The 25,570-nt window shown below is 50.2% G+C and carries 18 protein-coding genes; 16 read left to right on the forward strand and 2 right to left on the reverse strand.

From position 1 onward, the window contains the following. Positions 1-35: 35 nt before the first annotated feature. Both dnaX and LLG46_06280 read left to right on the forward strand, forming a co-directional pair. Complete coding sequence (gene dnaX, locus LLG46_06275) at positions 36-1,742, forward strand: DNA polymerase III subunit gamma/tau (GenBank protein ID MCE5322904.1); 1,707 nt, start codon at positions 36-38, stop codon at positions 1,740-1,742. Next, complete coding sequence (locus LLG46_06280; protein MCE5322905.1) at positions 1,742-2,083, forward strand: YbaB/EbfC family nucleoid-associated protein; 342 nt, start codon at positions 1,742-1,744, stop codon at positions 2,081-2,083. Before dnaX ends, LLG46_06280 begins: the two co-directional genes overlap by 1 nt. Before the next feature lie 571 nt (positions 2,084-2,654). On the opposite strand, the gene LLG46_06285 is transcribed toward LLG46_06280, so the two are convergent. Together LLG46_06285 and LLG46_06290 are read right to left on the reverse strand one after the other, a co-directional pair. Then, on the reverse strand, positions 2,655-3,248 hold the full coding sequence (locus LLG46_06285) for a hypothetical protein (GenBank protein MCE5322906.1): 594 nt from the start codon (positions 3,246-3,248) through the stop codon (positions 2,655-2,657). Between the two features lie 209 nt (positions 3,249-3,457). Further along, on the reverse strand, positions 3,458-5,341 hold the full coding sequence (locus tag LLG46_06290) for a S8 family peptidase (protein ID MCE5322907.1): 1,884 nt from the start codon (positions 5,339-5,341) through the stop codon (positions 3,458-3,460). Between the two features lie 263 nt (positions 5,342-5,604). Between LLG46_06290 and LLG46_06295 the strand changes: the two genes are divergently transcribed. The 14 genes from LLG46_06295 to LLG46_06360 all read left to right on the forward strand — a co-directional run bounded on the left by LLG46_06295 (position 5,605) and on the right by LLG46_06360 (position 25,569). Beyond that, on the forward strand, positions 5,605-7,089 hold the full coding sequence (locus LLG46_06295) for a metallophosphoesterase (protein ID MCE5322908.1): 1,485 nt from the start codon (positions 5,605-5,607) through the stop codon (positions 7,087-7,089). 2 nt (positions 7,090-7,091) lie between these two features. After that, on the forward strand, positions 7,092-7,853 hold the full coding sequence (locus LLG46_06300; protein MCE5322909.1) for an NAD-dependent deacylase: 762 nt from the start codon (positions 7,092-7,094) through the stop codon (positions 7,851-7,853). Between the two features lie 297 nt (positions 7,854-8,150). Then, positions 8,151-9,161 (forward strand): hypothetical protein, encoded by a 1,011-nt coding sequence (locus tag LLG46_06305; protein ID MCE5322910.1) that lies wholly within the window; start codon positions 8,151-8,153, stop codon positions 9,159-9,161. 153 nt (positions 9,162-9,314) lie between these two features. Next, positions 9,315-10,280 carry a DUF4365 domain-containing protein gene (locus LLG46_06310; GenBank protein ID MCE5322911.1) on the forward strand — a complete coding sequence of 322 codons (966 nt, stop codon included), beginning with the start codon at positions 9,315-9,317 and terminating at the stop codon, positions 10,278-10,280. Between the two features lie 54 nt (positions 10,281-10,334). Then, complete coding sequence (locus LLG46_06315) at positions 10,335-12,323, forward strand: ATP-binding protein (GenBank protein ID MCE5322912.1); 1,989 nt, start codon at positions 10,335-10,337, stop codon at positions 12,321-12,323. Positions 12,324-12,570: 247 nt separating this feature from the next. Then, positions 12,571-14,745: a hypothetical protein gene (locus LLG46_06320; protein ID MCE5322913.1), complete on the forward strand. Its 2,175-nt coding sequence runs from the start codon at positions 12,571-12,573 to the stop codon at positions 14,743-14,745. Between the two features lie 49 nt (positions 14,746-14,794). Further along, positions 14,795-15,934, forward strand: coding sequence for a DNA repair exonuclease (locus LLG46_06325; GenBank protein MCE5322914.1), 1,140 nt, complete (start codon positions 14,795-14,797; stop codon positions 15,932-15,934). Further along, on the forward strand, positions 15,931-18,369 hold the full coding sequence (locus tag LLG46_06330; protein MCE5322915.1) for an SMC family ATPase: 2,439 nt from the start codon (positions 15,931-15,933) through the stop codon (positions 18,367-18,369). The genes LLG46_06325 and LLG46_06330 overlap by 4 nt, the downstream gene beginning before the upstream one ends. A gap of 410 nt (positions 18,370-18,779) precedes the next feature. Next, the gene (locus tag LLG46_06335) at positions 18,780-19,775 is read left to right on the forward strand and encodes a hypothetical protein (protein ID MCE5322916.1); all 996 of its coding nucleotides are present in this window, start codon (positions 18,780-18,782) and stop codon (positions 19,773-19,775) included. Between the two features lie 317 nt (positions 19,776-20,092). After that, entirely contained in the window at positions 20,093-21,403 is a 1,311-nt protein-coding gene (locus tag LLG46_06340) for a phenylacetate--CoA ligase (GenBank protein MCE5322917.1), read from the forward strand. Continuing rightward, positions 21,400-21,831, forward strand: coding sequence for an ACT domain-containing protein (locus LLG46_06345; protein MCE5322918.1), 432 nt, complete (start codon positions 21,400-21,402; stop codon positions 21,829-21,831). The genes LLG46_06340 and LLG46_06345 overlap by 4 nt, the downstream gene beginning before the upstream one ends. A gap of 89 nt (positions 21,832-21,920) precedes the next feature. Then, on the forward strand, positions 21,921-23,072 hold the full coding sequence (locus LLG46_06350) for an ABC transporter substrate-binding protein (GenBank protein ID MCE5322919.1): 1,152 nt from the start codon (positions 21,921-21,923) through the stop codon (positions 23,070-23,072). 177 nt (positions 23,073-23,249) lie between these two features. After that, positions 23,250-24,149, forward strand: a complete 900-nt coding sequence (locus LLG46_06355) for a branched-chain amino acid ABC transporter permease (GenBank protein MCE5322920.1) — start codon at positions 23,250-23,252, stop codon at positions 24,147-24,149. A gap of 1 nt (position 24,150) precedes the next feature. Continuing rightward, the gene (locus LLG46_06360) at positions 24,151-25,569 is read left to right on the forward strand and encodes a branched-chain amino acid ABC transporter permease (GenBank protein MCE5322921.1); all 1,419 of its coding nucleotides are present in this window, start codon (positions 24,151-24,153) and stop codon (positions 25,567-25,569) included. Position 25,570 lies beyond the last annotated feature (1 nt).

Below are 25,570 nucleotides of genomic sequence, written 5' to 3' on the forward strand. Positions count from 1 at the left end.
CCCGACTCAAAACTCACAACTCAAAACCATAACCGATGACTTACATTTCCCTCTATCGTAAATACAGGTCTCAGACGTTCGATGATGTAATCGGCCAGGATCATGTCGTGCGGACGATCAGGAACGCCATCAAGGCGGGCCGGATAGGGCAGGGGTATTTGTTTTGCGGTTCCAGGGGGACAGGCAAGACGACTGTTGCTCGGCTGATCGCCAAAGCCTTGAATTGCCAGGCATCAGACGGTCCCACACCCGATCCATGCAACAAGTGCGATGCGTGCCTTGCGATCATGGAGGGCAGCGCGGTCGATGTGATCGAGATGGACGCCGCGTCGAACAGGGGAGTGGACGATGTCGATGCCCTGCGCGACGGCGTGAAATATGCCCCTATGCAATTCCGCTATAAGGTGTATATCATAGACGAAGCCCACCAGCTTTCGGCGACTGCAAAGGACGCATTTTTGAAGACTCTGGAGGAGCCTCCTCCGCATGCAGTTTTTATTCTGGCGACCACAGAGGCTCAGAAGATTCCCATCACCATACGATCCCGCTGCCAGCAGTTCGATTTCAGGCGAGGTACGGCTGATGAGATCGGCGGCAGATTGAAGTATGTAGCCGAGGGTGAGGGTGCAACTATTGATGCAGATGCGCTCGACCTCATCGCCCGCGCCGCAAACGGTTCATATCGCGACTCTCTGAGTCTGCTCGAACAGGTTATGGCCTATACTGAGGATGCCATAACCGCCAAGGACATATATACGGTCTTGGGTTCGGTCGAGGAGGATGTACTGCTTGAGATGGGCGAGGTCCTGGCGTCGACCGACACTGCAGCAGCATTCGACATATCAGACAGACTTCTGCGCCAGGGCAAGGACGTCCGCGAACTCTTGAAAGACGCCGCGAGCCATTTTCGAGATGTTTTGGCGCTCAAGGTGGGAGCCGATACGCGCCACAAGGATAACAAACGCTGGCGTGACCAGGCCGACAGCTTCACTCAGGACCGCCTTGTGCGGATAATTGACGTTTTCAGCGCAGCCGAAAAGGACCTCAAGTGGAACGAACAGCATCGCCTGGGTCTGGAGATGGCGCTGCTCAAGGCTATGATAAAGCCGAAGGAGGCTCCCGTCGTATCACAGCCCGTCATTCCGGTCAGCCGACCGGAACCCCAGCCTGTCATGGCCGACACATCCGAGCCTGAGCCGGCCAAACAGTCCAAACCGCCTAAACCTGCTGCCGCTGAGAAACCTTCGGGTCACAAAGCGCCGAAACCAGCCGCTGAGCCTGTAGCGAGCGCTGCTGCTCAGGAGACAGCCGATGAGTCCGGCAACGGCGGTGTGAGCGTGAGTCTGGGCGAGGTCCAGCGTGACTGGAGCAAGGTACTCAAGCACATTCAGAAGATTTTGAAGCAGCCCAATATTTCGGCTCTCGCGCAGCAGGGGCATCCGGTGGCTCTGGAAGGCCATGTGCTCACTCTCGGCTTCACCAAAAAATGGGAGTTTCATCGCGAGCGCGTAGACAAAGGCTCCGAGTGGGTAGAGAGAGGCTTATGGGATATTCTCGGTGCAAAACTCAAAGTCAGAACGGTCAGCATCGAGGATGAGCCTGACAACCATGGCGGGTATGGCGCCGATACTCATGCCGACGAACCTAGTGAGCCGACTCAGCACCCGCTCATAAACGACGTACTCACGATCTTCGACGGCACCCCCGTAGAGATCGACAACGACCCTTGGGAGGAAAAATAATGGCAAAAGGATTTGGAGGTCTGCCTAACATACCCGGTATGGGCAATATGATGAAGCAGGTCCAAAAGATGGCCGAGGAGACTGCCCGCATCGAAGAAGAACTCGGCAATGAGCGCATCGAGGCCAGTTCCGGCGGCGGCATGGTCACAGCCGTGGCGAACGGCAAACAGGAGATTCTTGAGATCAAGATCGACCCGCAGGTTGTCGACCCTGAGGATGTAGAAATGCTTCAGGATTTGGTTGTCAGCGCCGTCCGCGAGGCTCTGGAAAAGAGTGTTGAGATGAAGCAGTCGCGTTTGGAAGCTCTGACTGGCGGCCTGAACATACCAGGACTCTTCTGATTTAGTATTGAGTATATTGCATTGATTATTTGCCCATGTGTGCGGGTTTCGTATCAAAAAAGCGGAAAAGCGTCTTAATTCCAGTCATTCCGAGCGAAAGCGAGGAATCTGCTGTGAACCATTCTTTGATATTTGGCGACCGTGACAGGTGTCGTGTGATGATGCCCGAAGTGAGTGTCGGCCTCATTCCCTCTCCTGGGGGAGAGGGCTAGGGTGAGGGCGCCATCCAATTTAGTATTGAGTATATTGTATTGATTATTTGAGTGGCGTCTCAATTCCAGTCATTCCGAACGAACGTGAGGAATCTGCTTTGCACAAAAGTAAAAAAAAGCGGTGCAAGGGTTGGAGAATGATTCTAGGTGTTCAACCATGTCATTCCCGACCTGATCGGGAATCCAGGAAACTGCACTATATAATATAGCTTAGGTGTTTGGGTTTCCGCTTTCGCGGAAATGACGAAAGCTGATCGTCCGGGGTATTCCTGCCCCGGACGTGGCTTATAATGGGCATTCTTGCCCTGAATATTTTACGATCTATGTTCGGGTCCAGATGCCGATCCCTCTGATTAAAACTAATGTCTTCTCCGCGAAATAATAGGTATCAGCGAAGTCAACCCCACAAATATCGCTATCATAGACGACGGCTCAGGGACAGAAATCAATGTAGTTTTGTACCATCCTGTCACTTCAGTTGTGGCATCGGCCTGATAACCTATATGCATACCTGAGAGCACATTGTTGTTATCTATGTTGAGTGTTTCGTATGCGAGTGTCTTGCTGCCACCTTGTCGAATCCTGGTTTGATCAGTGCCGTGCCACCCTGCAATTGCGCCGGGAGTGCTCTTATACTCCCATGTCCAGTTGTTGATACCGACGGCGTTGGTAGCTTCGATAGGTGCATCCTGGTCCTGGCTGACAAGGAAATATGCCTGTATCCAGTTTACTGTATAAGTGCAGCCGGAGAGCGTGATAGTGGGGTGAGAATCCATTGACAATGAATATGTCAGCTGGTCTGTTGTCGGTAATTGTGTGAGGAATATGCCGGTGACGTCGGCGGGGTCAAAACTGGACCATGACGGCGGGTCAGCACTTGCAGATATTCCAAGTGCTCCCATCAGAGCAATTACTGCCAAAATGGCGTACAGCCGATAACACTCGCTGCGCATCTTTTTTCTCCTTCCGTCTCGCTCATACCTTACAGATTAAGTCTCTGGGTATGCAGCGGACAATGTAATCAGAATGCTAGCGCAAAACAATTGTTGAACTTACTAATTGCAGTATATCTCAATATATTGGCTAAGTCAATTAGAACTTTAATATTAATATTTAAGTTGTGTGACGCCGTGAATACTTTGTAGGCGTTTCAACCCCGGCGTCATTGCATCGATTGAATGTCGTCCTGCTTTCTTACCCTTATAACAGGCACATATATCTCAAGGCCTTCGGGCTGCTCCACACTCGATATACCTGTAATTCTGACATAGTCATCCTTTGCCGGCTTCGTTAGGCTTCCGCAAATCACCTTGACCCCAGTGAATCCCGATCCATCTTCGAGGTTCGATCCGTCATCAACGTAGAAATAAGTCCAGCCTGTTGCTGTCACCTTGCCGCAGATGGTTATAAGCAGCGACACATTATTTAATCCAAAACCGTTGTCTACCCCGGGTTTAAGACCCAATGTGCCTCCACCGACAGCCTTCGTCTGCATCAAGAATGGTTTGAGTGGAGTCTGAGTGCCGCTCTCAGACAGCGAGGCTCCCTGAATCACTCTTTCACCGTTCTGGGTCATGAGTGTTCCGATCACCTGCACAATATCTCCTTCGGAATATCCTGACGGGACGGTAGTGAATGGAAGCATAATCGCGCTGGTGCGGTCGTTCTGTTCGATATACATTCTGTCCGATAGCTGGTCGCTGCCGCTGGTAATGACAGCATCTTCCACTTTCACCAACGTTCCGCTTGATTTGGTAGACAGATCACTGATCTTACTCGATGCCAGAGGCGGGTCTACCAGCGCGTGATAGGCGTTAACCAGCCCCCAGCCGGTATATTGGTCCCATCCTGTCGTGCCGATATCACGGCAGCTCAGTTTGATCTGTTCGACCACCTCGCCGTTGCTCCAGCTTGGGTGCAGGCTCCATATGAGCGAAGCGATGCCGGCTACGAAAGGAGCGGCGGCTGATGTGCCTGACGCTATGTTATATGTGCTGCCGCCTTCATCCCACCATGTGCTCATTATTTCATTGCCCGGCGCCATAACATCGAGGTATTCTCCATAATTGCTTCCGCCTGCGCCCCAGTCGTTTTCGGTGCAGCGTTGTCTGTTTTCATTGGATGCGCCGACTGCAATCACCTGATCATACGACGCGGGATAAAACGACGTGCTCAGTCCATCATTGCCGCTTGCAGCGACGAGCACACAGCCTTTGTTATATGCATACTCTATGGCAGCCTGTTCAGCGGGAACATCATCATATCCGCCCATGCTCATGCTAATAATCTTTGCGCCATTATCGGCTGCCCAGATTATCCCCTCGGCGGCATCGGACTCCAGGCCATATCCGTCTGCATCCATTACTTTGATCGGCATAATCCTGGCTCCCCAGCTCACCCCTGCCACGCCGATAGTATTATTGGTCTGCGCCGCGGCGATACCTGCGGTAAACGTGCCGTGGCCGTTATCGTCATTTGCATTAGTGGGGTCGGAAGCGCCCGTAACGAAGTTGCGTCCGGTCACAATCTTGCCGGCCAGGTCTTCATGATTGGTATACACCCCTGTGTCCACAATTGCGATAATCACATCAGAACTGCCGGTGGTGATGTCCCAGGCGTCGGGAGCCTGGATTCCAGCGTTGGGGTATATGTCCGAATAGAGACCCCACTGCCAGTACCAGTATAACCATGGGTCGAGGTAGTATTCATCATTTGGCTCCGTGCAGATGTGAATAATGTGGTTCGGACCGACATACTCGATTGCCGGATCTTTTTTGTACTTCGCGATTGCATCTTCCACGGAAATACCTTTTGGGAGCTTGATCCTTTTGGATCGTATCTGGCTGATTTCCCGTTTCACTTTTGCGCTCGCTACAGTGCCCACCGATGCTGTGCTGGCGTTCACGCCTGCTTTATATCGGATTATAAGTTCGCCTTCTTTGTAATCTGCGATGGCAGCGGTGACGCATGAAAAGAATACAGCCGACAGACAAAACGTCAGCGCGAAGAACCATACTTTCCACCGAAAATCATTGTGACTATCCATTGACATATACCTCTAGCCCGCATTATTCACGAGAAACGTGAATAATGCTTTCGGAGAACCGTATTATGAGCTTTACGCATAATACGGACTAATATATAAGATTGCCATACCGCTCGGTATGTTCCTTTGCTTACGTCAATCTTCACTGTTTATGTGGACTCACGAAGGATTGCCGCCAACTGCCCAGGAACTAATATATAATGAAATCAGAGTTAAGGTAGGAATACCCGCTTTAGCTTTGCAATATTTAACAGAGTGTTTTTATGTCCTTTAGAATAGCAGTGATTGGTGATATTCATTACAAGAATATCTCTCTGGATGAATGCGCCAAGCGGCGCAGCGCAATAGCTCATATTCTTCTTCTTCGCACGGTTCAGAGGTTAAATAGATACATAAAACCCGACGTTACGCTCATCCTGGGAGACTTAATAGACGATCCAGACAGCCCAAGCGCCCTCGAAGAGCTTCAAACACTGAAAAGCATAACTGACCGACTCGACAGCCGGCTCATTGTGATTCCCGGCAACCATGATCCTGACGCGGATGTCTTCTACAGCGTTTTTGACAGACCTTCGAGCATAACCGACATAGATGATATAAGGTTCGTAACTTTTATAGATAATGAAGAGCCGGATTCCAATGCCAGCCGATCATTAGCCGATATAAAGCTCATGAAGAGCGCGCGCAATGGGCATGCAGGGCCTATCATATCCTTGCAGCATGTGCCGCTCTTTGCTCCGAGAAGTGGCCCCAGCCCATATTCGCTGACCAATGCACAGGAAGTCTGGTCTGCGTTTGACGATAACAACTGTACGCTCTCGATAAGCGGGCACTATCATGCGGGTGATAATCAGGTTCAAAATGGAACCGGTAAATCAATAATCGTCCCGGCTTTGTGTGAATCTCCATTTAGCTTTGTTGAGATAGAGATGGACGGCGATGCAGTAAGCACACGTCAGCATCAGCTTTCTCTGCCGCCGGAGCTGAAGCTGATTGATTATCATGTCCACACACCGTTTGCATACTGCCAGGAGAATATGGATCCCGAGCTTACAGTGCAACTGGCTGACGAGTTCGGGTTGGGCGGTTTTGTATTTACTGAACATTCCGGCCAATTGTATTTCGACCTTCCAACGTTCTGGAACGCAGAGTTTATGCAGGATGGACTGGCAACAGACCACGGCCATCAGGATCGACTGTCAGATTATTTTGAGCTGGCAAGTCATTACTGTCCACCTGCATATCTTGGGCTGGAGCTAGACTGTGATTATTCCGGCAAACCGGTTGTCCGCCCAGAGGATATGCAAAAAATACAAGTGAGGCTTGCTTCCATACACTGGCTGGAGGAATTGAAAAAGAGCGAGCCTGATATGGATAAAGCAAGCGATGAGATGCTGCGCCGCCTATCGGTGATGTTTGAGCACGGAATCGATATACTCGCACATCCGTTCAGAATCTTTCACGGGACGAAGAACAAAGTTCCTGAGCGCTTGGTTGATCCACTTGTTCGGCTGCTGCGTGAGCACAATGTTGCTGCAGAGATCAACTTTCACAACCAGATTACCAGCGAGGAGTTTGTGATCAAGTGCGTTGAGTCGGGTGTGAAACTTGCTTTCGGCAGCGATTCGCATAATCTCTATGAGGTGGGTGAACACTATCCACACCTGCAGCTTATGGAGAGATGTGGTTATAATAATTCCGATCTACCGCATATTCTCATACAAGCACCTGATATTTCGGAGTCATAAATATGGCAGATAAAGAGCAGTCACAAGACCAACTGATAGACATTCTCAAAAAGTCCAGGAATGTCTTTGTTTTTACGGGAGCCGGTGTCAGCAAGGAGTCGGGCCTGCCCACATTCAGGGACCTCGACGGCGAGTGGACCAAGTATGATCCAATGACTTTTGCCACACTCGATGGTTTTCTGCATAACCCGGTTATGGTCTGGAACCTATATCGTACCCGCCAAAAGCAGATAGCAGCAGCCCAGCCCAATCCCGGTCATGTGGCCATAGCTCAGATGGAGAGTTATTACCCGGAGTTTCTGCTGTGCACTCAGAATGTCGATGATCTGCATGAGCGCGCGGGCAGCCGTAAGATAGTGAAGATTCATGGCGATGTAACAAAGGTCAGGTGCATTGACTGCGGACGGACTCATATGGTGGCGGATTATGATTTCCCCGATGAATTTGATGATGACAGCCTGCCGAAGTGCAGTGGATGTGGAGGATTGTGCAGGCCGGATATAGTGTGGTTCGGCGAATATGTTCCTCAGGAAGCGTTTATTGCCTCGACTATGGCCGCGACCGAGTGCGACCTGATGCTTATTGTCGGCACGTCCGGGGAGGTCTCAGGCGGATACGGGTTTGCCGAGCGTGCGATACACCACGGCGCGAAGATAGTCGAAGTCAACCCCACTCAAGGCGCACTCACACACTATGCGCATTTTTGGATACCCGAACCTGCCGGTGTCGCTCTTCCGCACATATGGGAGCTTGTGACGGCATAAGTGTATGTTCAAGCGTAGGGCTGAAGCATTTGCCTTTCAAATTATGTAAACCCCACGAATATTGCCGCAAATGCTTCATCCGAAATTCCATATGGGAGGGCGAGGCTCCTGCCGAGCCTTATTTATTCATTCAAACTGAGCAGTGCCTGCAAGCATATTGACATGAAGCTCGTCAAATGGTAGATTAACCTAACCCGGATTATGCGCATACCGCATAATCCGGGTCTTTGAGAGCATTATTCACGTTCCTCGTGAATAATGCGGACTAACGTATGTTCGCATCCTATGGAAGGTGAAATGAGCGAACTTCTCAGAAATTTATCCTCATATGTCCACGCTCAAGCCGAGCGCGATATTCACGTCGTTCTGGCTCGCAATGACCTCGATGAGATGCCCATGATTCTGGCCGCAGCCGAGCCTCGACAGGCCGGATCCGACCTCGAGGGCAGGAATATAGATGCGGTCCCGGTAGGCGAGGCGGAGCATGGCAAGCTGGCGTATTTCATGGACGGAATGCAGCGCCCGCGTGGACCAATATACTTCGGCTCGCAGCTTCCGATGATGTATGGATATGTCGCAGCGACAATCCGCGTGCGCGGTGAGGATCGCCGCATGCGCAAGCACGACTTCCTTCGCAGAGAGTCACTTTATTTTCCGTATGATTTTCCGGGTGCGCCGGTGGAGCTTGCAAGCTCGGGGTTCGATACTGTGGATACCGGTGAGCGCGGTAAGTCGCCTGAGGAGCACCCGCTGATTGTGATTGAGCGTGCGGAGAAGAAAGTAAGTGACATCCGTTCCGATCTTGAGAGCAGAATCACATCGAAGTGGCTCTCCGATTTTGATGGTAGGGATGATTGGCTTCTGGTAGACGGCTCCCTGAGCGGCGACTATCACAGGTACGACTCGCCAAATATAGTCGGATTGATAAAAAGCCACCAGACACAGTATTTTCTGTGGGAAGATCAGCAAAAGATTCTGAGTCTCAAGACCGGCGAGCGCAGCGGAGTATTCATACCCAAGGGCCGCAATCGTCCGGATGTGTACAGCTGGTATCTGCGCCTTCGCCCCAATGACGGCCGCGACGTCTATTTTGGCCTGGTGCGTGTCGAGGCAGCCAAATGCGAGCGGACACTGGAGATGGCGGATGAGATATCACGATGGCTGCTGGCTGAGAGAAGCCCGCTGAGCATGCCGGACGCCAGGTGGGATAGACTGATCTACCCGATCCATGACTGCGAGCTATACATGAAGAGCGTTGCGCCGAGTCATACATCTCTCGATTCTCTTATGATCAGCCTCGCTCACTGAGTCAAATCGATCTATACAATGATCTGGGACAGCATGTCTAGTATTTTATGGATTTCTGTTTAATAAGATGCTTGATGCTTTATTTGTCTTGCATATTTTGCTAATGTAATGCAATCTCAAGTTTAGTAGTTATGGGCGACTGAGCAAGGGAAAATGCCAAAGACAAGAGATACAGATTTTGTTGAAAGAATGGGCGTGCACCATACAGGTGATATTTTTGCACGTGCTGGAGTTATTTTTCGCGAAACTCAATGCAGTGATACTGGCATTGATGCAGAGATAGAACTGGTGCATGATGGATATGCGTCAGGGCAATTGGCAAAATTGCAGATAAGGAGTGGTGATTCACGATTAGATCTTAGTAGTAAAACATTCAAGTTTTCGGATAACCTAGAGCATTATGAATATTGGGCAAGATATACACTTCCAACAATTGGAGTAGTTTATAGTCCATCTCTTGACACAGCGGTCTGGTTTGATTTGTCTGAACAATCAAGGCATATAGTAAGCACTCAAGGACCATATACGATAAACATTCCTCTGACTAACAATAGCCGTTTGGATGTGAAGAACATATCGGGTTCATTGTCGGACATTATTGAGTCATTCTCGATTCAGCCAGCCTCTCTATCTGCAGTAAAAGAAGTTTCGGTTGATGCTGCCAACGATCACATTGTCGGACCAGATGGACTTACCAAAGAACAAGCATGGAAATATCTTACAAATGTATTGCTTACATCTGATAGTGCGTCTGATGTCCGAGCAGAAGCTGGGTATCGCTTGTCCTTGTACTTCCCGGCAGTTTCAGAAGAATTGCAGAAGTTCTTTGTAGAGCGAATATCTAATGCCACAGATAAGGAAATTGCCAACATAGTGATTGCCATTCAAGATGCGTTGTCTTCAGAGCAAGACGATGTAGCAGACCTGATAATTGACCTTTTGTCTTATATGCCATACCCCGTGGAGAAGCTAAAGGAGATAGGATATAAGCGTATAGTGTCGGAAGAAGCTCTGGAAGCGCTTATTCAATCAGTGGAAGTAATGTCGCAAGAATTCGACAGTGATTTCCGAAATGAAATACTGAATATTTATAGAACAGTGGACACTAGTAAAGACTAAGGATTCATATAAAACTCATTTGATATCCATGTCGCCACTTTACGGAGCATAAAAATGGAGCAGGAAAACCTTATACAAGTCGGTCGAGTGGTAGCCACCGAGGCAAAGCCAAGCACTGCCTACAGTTTCAGCTTCTGGGCAGCCGAGGGCGATTGTAAAGTCGGCATCGGCACTCTGGTCATGGTCAAAAAGGGCGATCTTGAGGTCTACGGAGTCGTAGTGGAGGGGTTCGGATTTACCGATCTCAACTCAGCAATGAACGATTACATCGGCTCAGAGGGCGATCCGGGTTCTGAAGCTCCTACACTTCGCCATGAGGTGCGATGTTATACTGCGGCTGTGCTGCGTGTAGAGCCTGAGGAGCCGCTGCAGCCCGTGCCCGTAGCGCCTGTGTATCTGGCGGATGATTTAGTAGTCAGAAATGCCCTGCGCATGGACGGCTTCTGGGAAAAGAGCGGCATCCCGATAGGCCTGTATCAGAACGGCGACCTGCTCTCACCTGTTTACCTGGACTCCGAGTTCCTGCTCGGCCCCGAAGCGGCGCATCTCAATATTACGGGCGTCTCGGGGTTGGCCACCAAGACCAGCTCAATCGAGTTTATCCTGCTGAGCATTTTCGAGCACTTCAAGGACCATGATGACGACGGCATTGCGGTGGTCTGTTTCAATGTCAAGGGTCCCGATATGCTCTTCCTGGATTTTCCGGGCAAGGTCGATAAGTCCAGCCAATATCATGAGCTGTATAAGCAGCACGGCATAGATACGATAGACGACCGTGACGCCGAGATGTATAAGCTGCTCGGTATGCCGTGCGAGCCGTTCAAGAAAGTGAAGTATTTTGCGCCGTTCAAGTCCGACAGGGTGAACCTCAACACTCTGCGCACCAATGCCGACCTGGTCGGTGACGTCACGCCCCTCTCGTGGGGTCTGACAGATATTCTTGAGTTTACGGAAGTCGTGTTGAACCGTGACGATGTGGATGCCAAAGCCGATGCCCTGATCTCATATATCAAGGATCGTGTGGTTAATCAGACCATCGAGGTCAACGGCCAGCAGATCACCGTGCGCAACTTCCAGGACATGAACCACTGGTTCGATATGGTCTTAAAAGAAATGGAGCAGAGCAACCGTTCCGAATGGAAGACCCATCACTACGCCACCATCCGCAAGGTCTACAATCGCCTCTCGAACCTCAGCACCCGATATCAGGGTCTGGTCAGCCCGGACGAGTTCAGGTCGGACCTGCCTTGGGGTGATTTCGAGGACCGCGCAGTGTATGTTGTTGATGTCGCCAATGTCGATCCGCAGGCGCAGGATTTGGTCTTCACCAGGATCGTGAGTCAGCTCAGACAGAGGCTCGAAAAGGGCGATTTGGGCGTGAAGCACGTGATAGTGGTGGTGGACGAGCTCAATAAATACGCTCCGTCAGACGGTCAGGAGACCTACCTCAAACAGACCCTGCTCGATATATCCGAGCGCGGGCGTTATCTGGGGCTGGTGCTCTTCTCGGCGCAGCAGTTCCGCAGCCAGGTGCACAAGCGCATTGTCGGCAACTCAGCGACATGCATATATGGTCGTATGGATATGGACGAACTCGCCACACCAGGCTACCAGGTCCTCACCTCTGCCACGAAGGAGAAACTGGCGACACTCTCTAAGGGTCAGTTGATGGTCCGCCATCCGCACTTTAACCAGCCGATATTCGTGAAGTTCCCGAGGCCCAATATACTGCGCGGGCCGGACGGCATCAAGATGTTCCCTCCGGCGAATGACCTGCCTCTTGAGGAGGCTGTATGGCGGAATCTGAACCGTCTGGATGGCGGTGTAAGCCGCAATGATGTCAGCGATATAGTCTCATCAGCGGCTGACACGACTGAGATAGTGCGTGCGATGAACATAACTCTTCAACGCAAGCCCGATGACCCGGTCAGCCATTTCAGGAACTGTGTGCGCAAGAAAGCAGGCGTCCAGATGACACCCGATGCCAAGCCGAGCTTTATCCCTGTTCTCGATCCCGACCCGAACGACCCCTTTCAGGATTGAGTAATTAGGATTTAGTAATTAGTATTTTGTATTGATTATTGTTTTGGTGTGTATTGAGATGCCTGCCTGTTCCCTCTCCTGGGGGAGAGGGTTAGGGTGAGGGCGCTATCTGATTTAGTGATTGATATTTTGTATTGATTATTTCGAGCGACGTCTCAATCCCAGTCATTCCGAGGAGGAACGACGAGGAATCTGCTGTGCGCTAAGTGGTAAGTAAGAATAAATCTCGATTTCCAGGACAAAGAATATGCCACAAAAAAGCACAAAAGACCTAAATACTGATTTTGATTTAATTCCATTAATCGAAGATCAGCCTATTGATGATCTAGAACACGATTATCTTGGCCTGATGCCCTGGGCAAAGATGATTGCCGGTTCGGTCGTTGGTACGCGTGGACCTTTCACTATTGGTGTCCATGGTGAGTGGGGTTATGGCAAGACGACTCTTCTAAAGTTGACTAAGGCACTCATTGACGAGCATCACCAAGACGTTGTCACAGTGTGGTTCAATGCTTGGCAATTTGAACGGGAGGAACATCCACTTTTTCCACTTGTAGCTGCCATCGCGGATGAGATTGAAAAGAAAGTTGACAAAAACGAATCACTGGAAGCTCTCAGCAAAGTGGGCGCATCAATTCGAGCCTTAGCTCGTGGAATGAAGTTCTCCGGTGAAGTCGGAATGCCTCTTGTTGGCAAAGTTGGTGTAGAGTTTGATGCGGACAAAGCTCTCAAAGCAGAAGAGCTGATTGGAAACCAGTCAAATCCTCTTCAAGGGGAGATGATGTATCACTCTGCTTTTGAAATGCTCGAGAAAGTTGCTCGTGATGGAAGCAAAGTAAAGATAGCTGTATTTGTAGATGATCTGGATCGCTGCCAGCCGGATAAGGCCGTTTTTTTACTTGAAAGTATAAAGCTTATTCTTGCGCAACCTGGGTTTGTATTTGTGCTTGCTGTTGATAGGCGTCCAATAGAGGGATATCTTCAAAAGCGATACCGTGATCACTTTGATGGCAAAGAAGGTGATTGGGGCCGTTTCTATATGGAGAAGATAATCCAGTTACCTATCCCCATTCCTAGTCATCGAACCAGATTTAATGATTTTGTTAAACGGACTGTTACAGATGTTGCTGATAAACATGGAGCAACGCAACAGCAGATAAAAGCACTACTGAATATTCAGCCGGTGTTAGCCTGTGGTGCAGAAACAAACCCGCGGAGCCTGATAAGGCTGATCAATAACTTTTTACTTGATTGTAGTCTTTGGCAGCTCATTGATCGTAGTGGCGACGCTAATCTGTCTAAGTATCAGGAACTTACACAAGACATTGCTGCCGCCTTGGCTTTTAATAGAATTCTTGATCATCTTCTAGGCGATTTATATGCTGAGCTTATCAATGATGAATTGCTATGTGGTGCAATAGAAATGAATGCTTTAGATCGCATTGGATCAGTTGAGTCTCTTCAAAATGAGGCTTCTACGAATGTGCATGAGGATGATCGTAGAGAAACATCTAAGCGTTTAGGAATTATAGACAAGTTATCTACGCATCCGGAATTACTTGATGCTTTGCGTTCCCAGGGTGAATCATGGCTTACAGATATTGAACTTCGACGAGCAGTTCGTGATTTTGCACAGACGCAACGTGCTACAGGTTTTTCTCCAGATTTTGCAGATACAATTGCACAAGCGATTAGAAAAGAATTAGATATCGAAGATGGTGATATTATTCCAGTTGGTCGGCTTGACGAGATTGAGAATCTCGACCTCAATTGTGCTCATGTGACAGATAAGGACATACGTCAATTCAAGACGTTAACTGGCCTCAGGGTGCTAAATCTAGCTGGTACGCTAATTACAGATATAGGACTGAAGCACATCGGTAAGTTGATCGAATTACAAGAACTATTTCTTAATGATACGCTTATAACCGATATCGGATTAAAGTACCTTGGCTCTTTAAGCCATTTGCAAGTATTAAATCTTGGCCGTGCGAATATTACTAATAAAGGAATGCAAAATATTAAGGACTTGAATGGTTTATTGAAACTTACTATACATGCTACTAATATTACCGATGAAGGATTGAAATGTCTGGGTGATTTTACAGAACTGCAGAGTTTAGTGCTGAGTGGCAATCATATAACGAATGATGGGTTGTCTTATCTTAGAGACCTTACAAAACTGAATGAATTAGTTCTGAGTGATACGCATATTAATGATTTGGGCTTGAAGTACCTTGAAAAAATGACAAGACTTAGGCATCTATACCTTAGTGGTCTTTCTAATGTCACTGACATTGGATTGAATAATCTCGTGGGGTTATCAGAATTGCACATATTGCACGTCGAGCGTACTGGCGTTACGGAGAAAGGGATACTGGAGCTACAAAAGAAACTTACGCAACTAAGAATAATAGACTAAGTTCCATTTAGTCTTTTGCATGTATTACATTCAAACTTTTTAACTAACCATGAAAATCGCACACATAGCGGACCCCCATCTGGGCTACCGCGCATACAACAGAATAACCAGCCAGGGCATAAACCGCCGCGAAGCTGATGTCTTCCAGGCGTTCAGGCAGGCACTCGCCAAGGTAATCGAGATAGACCCGGATGTAATTTTAATCGCCGGGGACATGTTTCACGTCGTCCGTCCGAGCAACCTCACCATCCAACAGACTTTCCGCGAGTTCACCAATCTGAGAAACAAGACAGCCGCACCTGTCGTGATAATCGGCGGCAACCACGACTCGCCCCGCTCGACAGATACCGGCTGCATACTGGATTTGTTCGCAAACGTGCCGGATGTATACGTTGCGCACTCAGAGTATGTGCAAGTTAAACTCGATAACTTGCACATGTCTGTATTCTGCCTCTGCCATAGAGCGCTGCCGAATTTGAATTCACTCAAGATAGAGCCTGACACGTCGAGTAAGTACAATGTGCTGATGGTTCACGGCACACTCGAGGGCGTGATACACAATGCCTACGATCTTTATGAGATCAGGCGTGACCAGGTGATATCGGACGCCTGGGATTATATAGCCTTTGGCCACTATCACGTGTTCGAGGAGCTTGCGCCGAATGCATACTATGCAGGGTCGACAGAGTACACCAGCACCAATATCTGGAGTGAGACCAAACAGCCCAAGGGCCTGATTGAGTATGACCTCGATGAGCATAAGCTGGTCGATTTCCATAAGATAGACACTCGTGATGTAATCGACCTTCGCCCGATAGATGCGGCAGGTGTAGTCGCTGGTGACCTTAACACAATGATCCAGCGCAAGGTTGAGAGCATCAAGGGCGGTTATGAGGACAAGATTGTTAGACTTGTAGTCGAAAACTTGCACAGGTCTGTGCAAGCGGACCTTGATTTCTCACTAATACGCCAGGTCAGATCAGAGGCTCTGCATTTCGAGCTTCAACTTCGTCCTCCCAGCCGTGATGGCCGGACTCTTACTTCGGCGTCGGAGTCGGGTGCGGCTAAGCCTCTGGAAGAGGAGTGGGATGAGTTCGCGAAAGTCTACGACATTCCTGCAGGCGTCGACCGCGAGCGGTTTGTAGACCTTGGCCGGGATTATCTGATCAAAATGGCACAGTCAGAATGAAATTAATAAGCCTTGAACTCAAAAACTTTAGACAGCATATCGATTCGTCGATCACCTTCACCGACGGCGTGACCGGCATCATCGGTCCAAACGGCGCGGGCAAGTCCACAGTGCTGGAGGCTCTCGCGTGGGCGCTCTATGGCGCGCCCGCAGTCCGCGGGACAAACGACACTATCCGCACCAAGGCAAGCGAGGGTGGGGCAAAGGTCGGCGTGAACCTCACGTTCGAGCTTGGTGGTTCGGTCTATAAAGTGGCGCGCACGCTTGACAGTCATGGCAAGTCGGGTACGGCTGTATTGGAAGTCGATGGCCGTCCACTGCGCTCGGGCATGACTGAGGTTTCCGAGTCGGTCACAAAGCTGCTCGGCATGGATTACCGCGCATTCTTCACGAGTTTCTTCACGGGTCAGAAGGCTCTGGAGTTTATGGCTTCGATGGACGGTCGAGCGCGTGCGGCTTCTATAGGCAAGATGCTGGGTTATGACCGGGTCACCAAGGCTCGCGACAAGGCAAATGAGGATCGCAAGGGTCTGAACCGTGAGATTGAGGGACTGGAAAAGGGTCTTGCCGACCCGGAGGAGCTTAAGGAGCGCAAGAAAGAGGCCAATGCACGGCTTGCTATGGCTAAATCGTCTCTTGCCGAGGCCGAGAGAGTCCAAAAGACATCGGCTGAGGCAGTTGACAAGCTCAAACCGATGAAAGAGGCTTCGGATCAAAAGTCGAAGCGCTTCGATGAGATATCGCGCAGACTGGAGTTCGACCGTGCGGATGTCAAACGTTCCGGGGACCGCATGACCCAGATCAAGGCCGAGCTTGCCGATATGGAGTCGAAACAGAAGGAACTTGATGCTCTGGCGCCAAAGCTGGATGAATTCGAGCAGGCAAAGGTCGAATATCGAAAATTGGCGGAGCTTCAAAAACATGAGGGCGACCGCCAGCGTTTGGTTGGTCAGATTGCAGCGATTGAGCAGGATATCAAGCGTTTGCAGTCGCGTGAGAGGGAACTGGCTAGGGTGGACGAGGGTCAACTGCGCGCATCTGCGGCGCTTGCAGCGGGTGAGCAGGCTCTTGCCAAGTCCGAAGAGATGCTGCGCACGGCAAGAGAGCAAAGAATAGCACAGGAGCATACTGACAAGGCGCAGATAAATAATCTCATGTCACGACAGGCTGAGATCGAGGCCAAACGTGCACAGATTGCCGAGGCGGGAGCCAAGGGCGCATGCCCGACATGCGAGAGACCGCTTGGTGACGAACTGCCCACAGTACTAGCCAATTTCGATGCTCAAATAAAAGATATCACTGACCAGATCGCACAGGTACAGAGTAATACTGCTGCGCGTAAGTCTGACTCAGCGCAGATTCAGAAGATGGAAGCAGAGCGCGCAAACTTTGCAGCCCAGATCGAAAAGCTCAGAAATGAAAAAGCTGCTGCAGATGCGCTTGTTGCGGAGAAAAAGAGTCTTGGTGAGCAGATACATTCGCGCATGGCTGAACATGATTCCATGCGAAAGCAAATCGAATCGATCCCAGGTGGTTTCGATCAGACCAGGTATGCCGAACTGCGTAAGGCGGGCGACGAACTTCGTCCATTTCATGATCGTGCCATAGCCTTGAAGTCGGCTTTGGAACGCCTGCCTGCTGTCCGCACAGAGATTTCAGAACTTGAAGCAGGACTCGCAGCCCGGGTAAAGGAGATTGAGGAGTCACAGAAGACTCTGGCGGACCTTGCGTTTTCGCCGGATGACCGCGAGAAGCTCATGCGTGAGTATGAAGAGGCGACTGCCGCGCTGAATGCGTCTGCTCTTCAGCTCGAACGCGAGCATGGTGAGGTAAATATCGCGAGTGCGCTGCATACTGCAATCGAGCGTGAGGAGGAGCAGTATAAGTCCAGGATGGAGGGTCTGAAGCATAAGCGCTCGGAGCGCTTGCATTTGGAGACTCTTGCCCAAGCAATGGATAAGCTCAGAGCCGAACTCAACGACAGAATTCGCCCCGAGCTTGAGGCCATAGCAAGCGAGCTTCTGGCAATGATGACTGACGGCCGCTACGATACACTTGAGATCAACGACAGCTACCAGGCCACCATCCGTGACGACGGCGAACTCAAACCGGTAATTTCAGGCGGTGAGGATGATATAGTGAACCTGGCGCTGAGGTTGGCGATATCTCAGATGATAGCCGATAGGGCAGGGCAGTCTTTCTCACTGCTGGTTTTGGACGAGGTATTCGGTTCGCTGGATGACAGCCGCCGTGACAATGTGATATCTCTCCTGCAAAACCTCAAGAACAGATTCGAGCAGATAATCTTGATTACTCACGTAGAGTCGATCCATGATGCTGTGGATAACTGTTTGTGGGTAGCTTTTGACGAGCGTACAAAGACAAGCCGACTCATCGACCGCATCGAGCAGCCTCTGGCCGGCATCACGCTATAGCACGCATTATTCACGAGGAGCGTGAATAATGCTATCGAATCCCTGATTATGCACTTTCCGCATAATCAAGGCTATAAAAACGAGCTATTTCCTCTTCTTAGACTCTTCTCGAAGCCTTGCCTTGTAGTTTTCTTGCGCTCGTTTTCTGGTTCTTCTAAGTTCCTTAGCTCTTACTCTCAGTGTAGTTCACCCCCATCATCAGTGAGTCTATTATAAGATCGCATTCAAGAGGTGTCAAGGGCAAGTGGCAAACTGACACAATGACACAAGTGTGACAAAATGTCACCATTACGTTTTGTGTAGAAATCGTCAGGGGTAATTACTGCGGCAGTGGACAAAAGCAGCAAATAATACCGCTGCTTGTCACTAGAAGTAGTAGTTAACCTGTCAACAACTAGAAGGAGGAATGAATGATGGTTCGGTACAGTCTCTTGTTTGTGATGGTTGCCGTGTTGATTGTGATGAGCACAGGCGCATCTCTTGCAGTCTTCCCGAAGCCGGATGGCTACATGGATGTTGAAATGCAGCGCGGTTGGTATAACAACCAGCTTGCATGGTTTGTGCCATGTGAGACCAACAGCATATCGTTTGCGTGGAGTTACGACCTGGATCTGAGTAAAAAACTCAGCAGCCTGATTGGAAATGCAAATGCCTATATGTACATTTTCACAAATTCAAGTCAGAATCCGGTTTTTTCAGCGGCTCCGGGCGGCACCTATTCGGGCATTTGGCAGATTGTGTATGTCGAGTGGATCACGACTCCGTGGGTGGTCATGAATTCCGATGACTATGATGAGAACACAAACCCGCATGGCATGCCGCTTGATGGTGTCCAGGCCGATTTGACCCCATCAGATACTGTGATCGATGCTCCCATAGTGGCGACAGGCCCGCTTGGCGGCAAATGGGTTTCTACCGGCTCCAAATACAGGATCAAACAGGCGCAGGTTTTACCCAATTATGCGTATACCAAAATAATAATGCTGCCCTATTGGTATACATATGCTCAGGATGATTTCACAGGTTATGTTTCCCAAGTGCTGGTATTTATTACCGATGCCGCAAGCAGCACGGTTGCAAACCTTGTCGGTGCGAACGTCGCTCCTCTGCTGGCTGCAGCAGATGTTGCCAACACACAAAATTTCTGGTCTGTAAATCCGCTCAAGCCGCCTTATCAGTATCCGGTTATCAGCGAGGCGCCGGTATATGATGACGTTAATTGGTTCAATACCAATGATGATTACAGCCCTGTAAACATATATCAGGCGGTCGTCAGAGGCACGCTGCCGTACAGCGCGACTGTAACCACTGATGATTATCTGGTATATCTGCTCGGCACGGGTGGTCTGGTCACGTCAGGTTCTGCAAGCAATATAAATGCGCATGTATTGACGGATATCGACTGATATTTCATCTCAGCCCTGCGATGTTTTGCGGGGCTGTTTTTTTGTCTATAGCTCAACAATTAGTCAAATGTGCCTGCTACCTTAAGTTCGGAAGAATATTAATGGGATAATTGTGAGCAAAATCTTAAGCAAAAGAAGGAATCTGCTGCAGTCTGCTGGAAATATTTTTGTAATAAGCTCAGCTTATATGCTTCGCGGGCCTATGTCCTGATGATTGTTTACATTTGCTAAGACGGTTTTCTTGTGGGATAATATGCAGAGCTTAAGAAACTTTTACAAAGTTTCTAACCTCTTTTTGTGCGGAGGCAACATATAAAATGCATTATTGGAATAAAGACGCCGAATGCGTCGACCGAGGCGAGTTGGATGCGCTGCGCAACTATCGGTTGATGAAGACGGTCAGGCATGCTTATGAGAATGTTCCGGCCTACAAGCGCAAGTTTGACGAAATAGGCCTGCGTCCCGAGCATATACGCGGCATAGAGGATATCTCCAAGATACCGTTTACCACCAAGGTTGACTTCAGGGACAATTATCCATTTGGCATGTATGCGGTATCGATGGACAAGGTGGTCAGGGTCCATGCGAGTTCCGGCACGACAGGCAAACCTGTCGTGGTAGGCTATACACAAGGTGATATTGGAATATGGGCGGAATGTATAGCGCGCACGCTGGGCGCAGGCGGCACCACCAAGGGTGACATAGTGCAGAATGCGTATGGATATGGTTTGTTTACCGGTGGGCTGGGTGCGCACTGCGGTGCCGAGCGCATAGGTGCATCCGTAGTGCCAATCTCGGGCGGCAACACCAAGCGCCAGATCCAGATCATGCAGGATTTCGGGAGCACGGTCTTGTGTTGCACTCCCAGTTACGCCGAGCTTATCGGAGAGACTGCTCATGAGATGGGTGTGGATACTTCCAAACTGCCGCTGAAGGCTGCGTTTCTCGGCGCGGAGCCATGGACTGAAAATATGCGCCGCAAGATCGAAGAGCTGCTCAATATAGATGCTCTGGACATATACGGTCTGAGCGAGGTCATGGGTCCGGGCGTTGCGTATGAGTGTCTGGAAAAGAACGGTCTTCATATCAATGAGGATCATTTCATAGCCGAGATAGTCGACCCGGATACGGACGAGCCGCTGCCGCCGGGCAGCAAGGGCGAGCTTGTCTTTACCAGCCTGACAAAAGAGGCTCTGCCGATCCTTCGCTATAGGACTCACGACATCACATATATGTTTGACGAACCATGCCCCTGCGGGCGAACGTTCAACAGAGTTCACAGAATAATGGGCAGGACTGACGACATGCTCATCGTTCGCGGTGTTAATGTGTTCCCGAGCCAGATAGAGAGTGTCTTGATGGAAATGGAAGGCACTGAGCCGCATTACATGATCGTTGTGGACCGCAGCGAAGGTGAGATGGACACGATGGAGGTCTGGGTAGAAGTCTCTCCCGAACTGGTTTCGGATGAGGTTAGAGCACTGGAGGCCATGGAGCGCAAGATTGCAGGCGAGTTGCATTCATTGTTGGGCATTTCGCTGAAGGTCAAACTTGTGGAGCCAAAGAGCATAGCACGCAGTGAAGGCAAGGCGAAGAGAATTGTTGACAGGAGGGATCTGTACAAATGAAAGTAAGTCAGCTATCTGTATTTATAGAAAACAAATCAGGTCGTCTTGCGGATGTAACTCGGACTCTGGCGGACTCTGGTATCAATGTGCGTGCATTATCGATTGCCGACACCATCGATTATGGTCTTCTCAGGCTTATAGTCAACGATCCTGCCCAGGCGAAGTCGGTACTGACGAAGGCAGGTTTCACTGTTGCGCTGACAGAGGTGCTGGCAATTGAGGTTCCCGACAAGCCCGGTGGTCTGGCCGGAATAATAGACGCATTTGCCGAGTGCGGCCTAAACATCGAGTATATGTATGCATTTGTCGGTGCTTCCGGCGAGAACGCGATAGTGATATTCAGGGTCGAAAAGGTCGACGAGGCTATTACGTCTTTGCAGAAGAAGGGCGTCAAGATCCTCGACGGCGAGACACTATATGCAATCTGAGTAAATACGGCCTTGAACTTATACCAGAAAACAAAAACTAATACTCAATAATCAATAATCAATCGAAAATCAATTGGGGGGTTAGGAGAATGGTTAAGCGTTTGCTGGTTTTGTTGGTTGTTGTAGTTATTGCAGTGCTGGTTGTTGCACCGAGTTGGGGTGCAAAGGGTGCAAAAAAACCGTATGTCATCGGTGCGATCTTCTCGACCACTGGTGACAATGCTCCTCTGGGTGTGCCGGAGCGCGAAACTGTCCAGATGCTTGTAGAAAAGGTAAACAAGTCTGGCGGCATCAAGGGTCGTCCGGTAAAGGTTGAGTTTTACGATGACGGCGGCAGTCCTGCGCAGGCGGTGCAGGCGTGTCAAAAATTGCTGGCCAACAAGGAAGTGGTTGCAATAATCGGTCCCACTCTTTCGGGTCCGAGTCTGGCGATTACTCAAATGTGCCAGAATGCGAAGGTGCCGCTCGTCTCATGCGCGGCAAGCATCAAGATTGTCGAGCCGGTGAAGCCATATGTCTTCAAGACGGCGCAGGCCGATTCGCTCGCGGTTGAAAAGATCATCGTCTATTTGAAGTCGAAGAAGATCAAGCGTGTGGGATTTATAAATGATTCCAATGCATATGGTTCCAGCGGCCGCGATCAGTGGATGGCTGTAGCAGCGAAGGCTGGGATCAAGACGGTTGCGCTGGAATCGTTTAACACAGCCGACACTTCTATGACGGCTCAGCTCACCAAGATCCGCGCTGCAAAGCCTCAGGCAATCATCTGCTGGGGCACAAATCCCGGTCCTGCGATTGTGGCCAAGGATGTGAAGCGACTTGGGATCAAGATACCATTGATTATGAGTCATGGCGTCGCGAACATGAAGTTCATCGAACTCGCTGGAAGCGCAGCCGAGGGTGTGATATTTCCCGCCGGCAAGCTGATTGTTGCCAAAGAGATATCATCATCCGATCTTCAGAAGAAGCAGCTTGTGAAGTATTCCTCTCAGTATATTAAGACGTATAAAAGGCCTGCAAACACATTCGGCGGGCATGCGTGGGATGCGTTCACACTTGTGACGGATGCCATAAAGAAGGTGGGCGGCGACCGCGCGAAAGTCAGAAAAGCGATAGAGGGCCAGAAGAAGTTTGTCGGCATCAGCGGTGTATTTGATTTCAGTTCAAAAGATCATGCCGGCCTGGACAAGAATGCTTTTGCTCTCGTTCAGATAAAAAACGGCAAGTGGGCGCTCAAATAGCACCTAATAGTGTGAAATACAGGAGGTTGGAAGTTTCGCATCCAGCCTCCTATTAATTTTGGTTAACTGGTGACGATTCGGAGGTCGCCACTCATCAGTTTGGATAGTTAACCGAACGGTGATGGTCCGGGCTTTTGGCTCTCCACTCTCCGCTCTCAGCTATTATCGAGGTAGTAATTGGATCAATTAGGTCAGATTCCCCAACTGGTAGTCTCAGGGATTACCAGCGGATGCATATATGCGATAGTAGCGATCGGTTTTTCGATCATCTACAATTCCACCCAGGTGATTAACTTAGCTCAGGGTGAGTTTGTGATGATAGGCGCAATGGTTGCCGCAGTGCTGGTAGCGAAGTTCAGCCTGGCTGTTGCATTTCCGGTTGCGGTCATTGCGGGATGTCTGGTCGGCGCATTTGTGGCACTTTGCGTAATCATACCGCACAAGAAAGCGTCTTTGGTGACACTGATAATCATCACCGTAGGCGCTTCGATAATGTTTCGCGGTCTTGCACAGCTTTTTTGGGGTGAGCAGGCGATTCCGGTTGCTCCGTTTACGGGCAGGGTGACGCAATTTGGCGTTGAGGATCGAATTTTCCATATATTTGGAGCCGCAGCCAGAGCACAGGACCTATGGGTCGTAGGGATTACGGCGCTGCTGGTTATCGGAATGCACTTATTCTATAAATACACGCTGGTCGGTCAGGCGATGCGTGCTTGTTCTATGAACCCGACCGGTGCAAAGCTCGCCGGGATCAGCGTGAAGAAGATGATCGTGCTCTCGTTTGTGATGGCGGCGGCGATGGGCGCTGTTGCGGGAGTGACTGTCTCGCCGGTCTTTTATGCCCGCTGCAACATGGGCACTGCCTTAGGTCTAAAGGGCTTTTGCGCGGCTGTGATGGGAGGGCTGGGCAGTTTTGGCGGCGGAGTGGCGGCAGGAATAGTCCTGGGGATCATCGAGTCTCTGGCCGGGGGGCTGCTTTCGAGCGATTACGGCGAGGCAGTAGCTTTCGTTATTCTGCTGGTGATACTTTTTGTTCGACCAGAGGGTCTGCTTTCTCGCCGAAAGGTGGTGGCTTGATATGGCAGTCGAGACCTCTGCGGTGGTTCCGGTAAAGGTAAGACGTCCTGCGGCGGAATCGAGTTTATGGAACCTGCTGCCGTTTATCATTTTTGTGCTCGTATGCGCATTTTTGCCCAGGTTTACGAGCGAGACGGGGTTGATGCTGCTCATCTATATCGGGATCAGTGCGCTGCTTGCCATCGGGCTGAATTTATTGATGGGTTATGCAGGGCAGATATCTCTTGGTCATGCTGCATTCTTTGGCATCGGGGCATATACGTCCGCGATCCTCACTGTACGTCCAATATCCTCCGAAGTGATACCCGGGTTCAGCGCTGGAGTAGGCATCATTGCGGGTGTGGCGGCACTGATGTCTATCGCCAGGGTCACTGGCGGCAGGCTTGCGCTTGGAGCAGTGGCACTTGTTCTTTTAGGATGGGTTGCAGCGCTTTCGAGATCGCATTTTGTGGCAACACTGCTCATATATGGCGTCGGAATGGCACTCTTTGGCATCGCCATGAGGATAAAGTGGTGGAGAGCCGGGGCGGCAGGCATTATCTGTGCACTTTCGGCTGCCGTTTGTGACAGGTTCTTGCTGGGCGTGCTGTCGAAAGGCGGTGCATCGCCATGGACGGCCATGCTGGTCGGCATAATATTTACCTCGCTGATTGCCTATCTGATCGGCGGCCAGGTGCTGCGTCTCAAAGGTCACTATCTCGCCATGGCGACTTTAGGCTTCGGTGTCATTGTCGAGATAATTTTCAGGCAGTGGACTGCGGTGACCGGCGGTTCAAGCGACGGCATATTCGGCATTCCTTCCATAGCGTGGCTCGACGGTTCACCCGGGTTCGTGCGTAACATATTCGCATTGCTCGCGGGCGGCCAGGTCGATTTACAGAAGCAATACTATTATCTGGTTTGGGGTTTTGTATTCATAGCGCTCGTGCTTGCGGTCAATATTGTGCGAAGCCGTGTCGGAAGGGCTTTTCGGGCGGTGCACAGCAGCGAGGTTGCGGCAGAGTCACTAGGTGTGGACACACAGCGATACAAGATTCAGGTGTTTGTCTTGAGCGCAGCGATGGCATCGGTTGCAGGGAGCCTGCATGCACACAATGCGGGTGTCGGCTACGTGAATCCGGGTGATTTCGGGTTTGCGGTCTCGGTTCAGCTTTTGGTGATGGTAGTAGTCGGCGGAATGGCGAGTGTATGGGGTGCGCTTTTCGGCGCGAGCGTGATCCAGCTTCTCAAGAACTGGATGCTCAACCTCGACAAGGCTGATGTCAGCATAATGGGTCTTACGCTCAAGGGTTTGGACCCGATAGTTTTTGGCGCGGTGTTGATAATGGTGATGGTAATGCTGCCGCAGGGATTTGTGCGCGGCATTACGGATATGGCGGCTGCGGCATGGCGAACCGCACGGCGTGGAAGGGCGAAATAGA

It is taken from the genome of bacterium (genome assembly GCA_021371935.1).
Taxonomy (GTDB): domain Bacteria; phylum Armatimonadota; class UBA5829; order UBA5829; family UBA5829; genus UBA5829.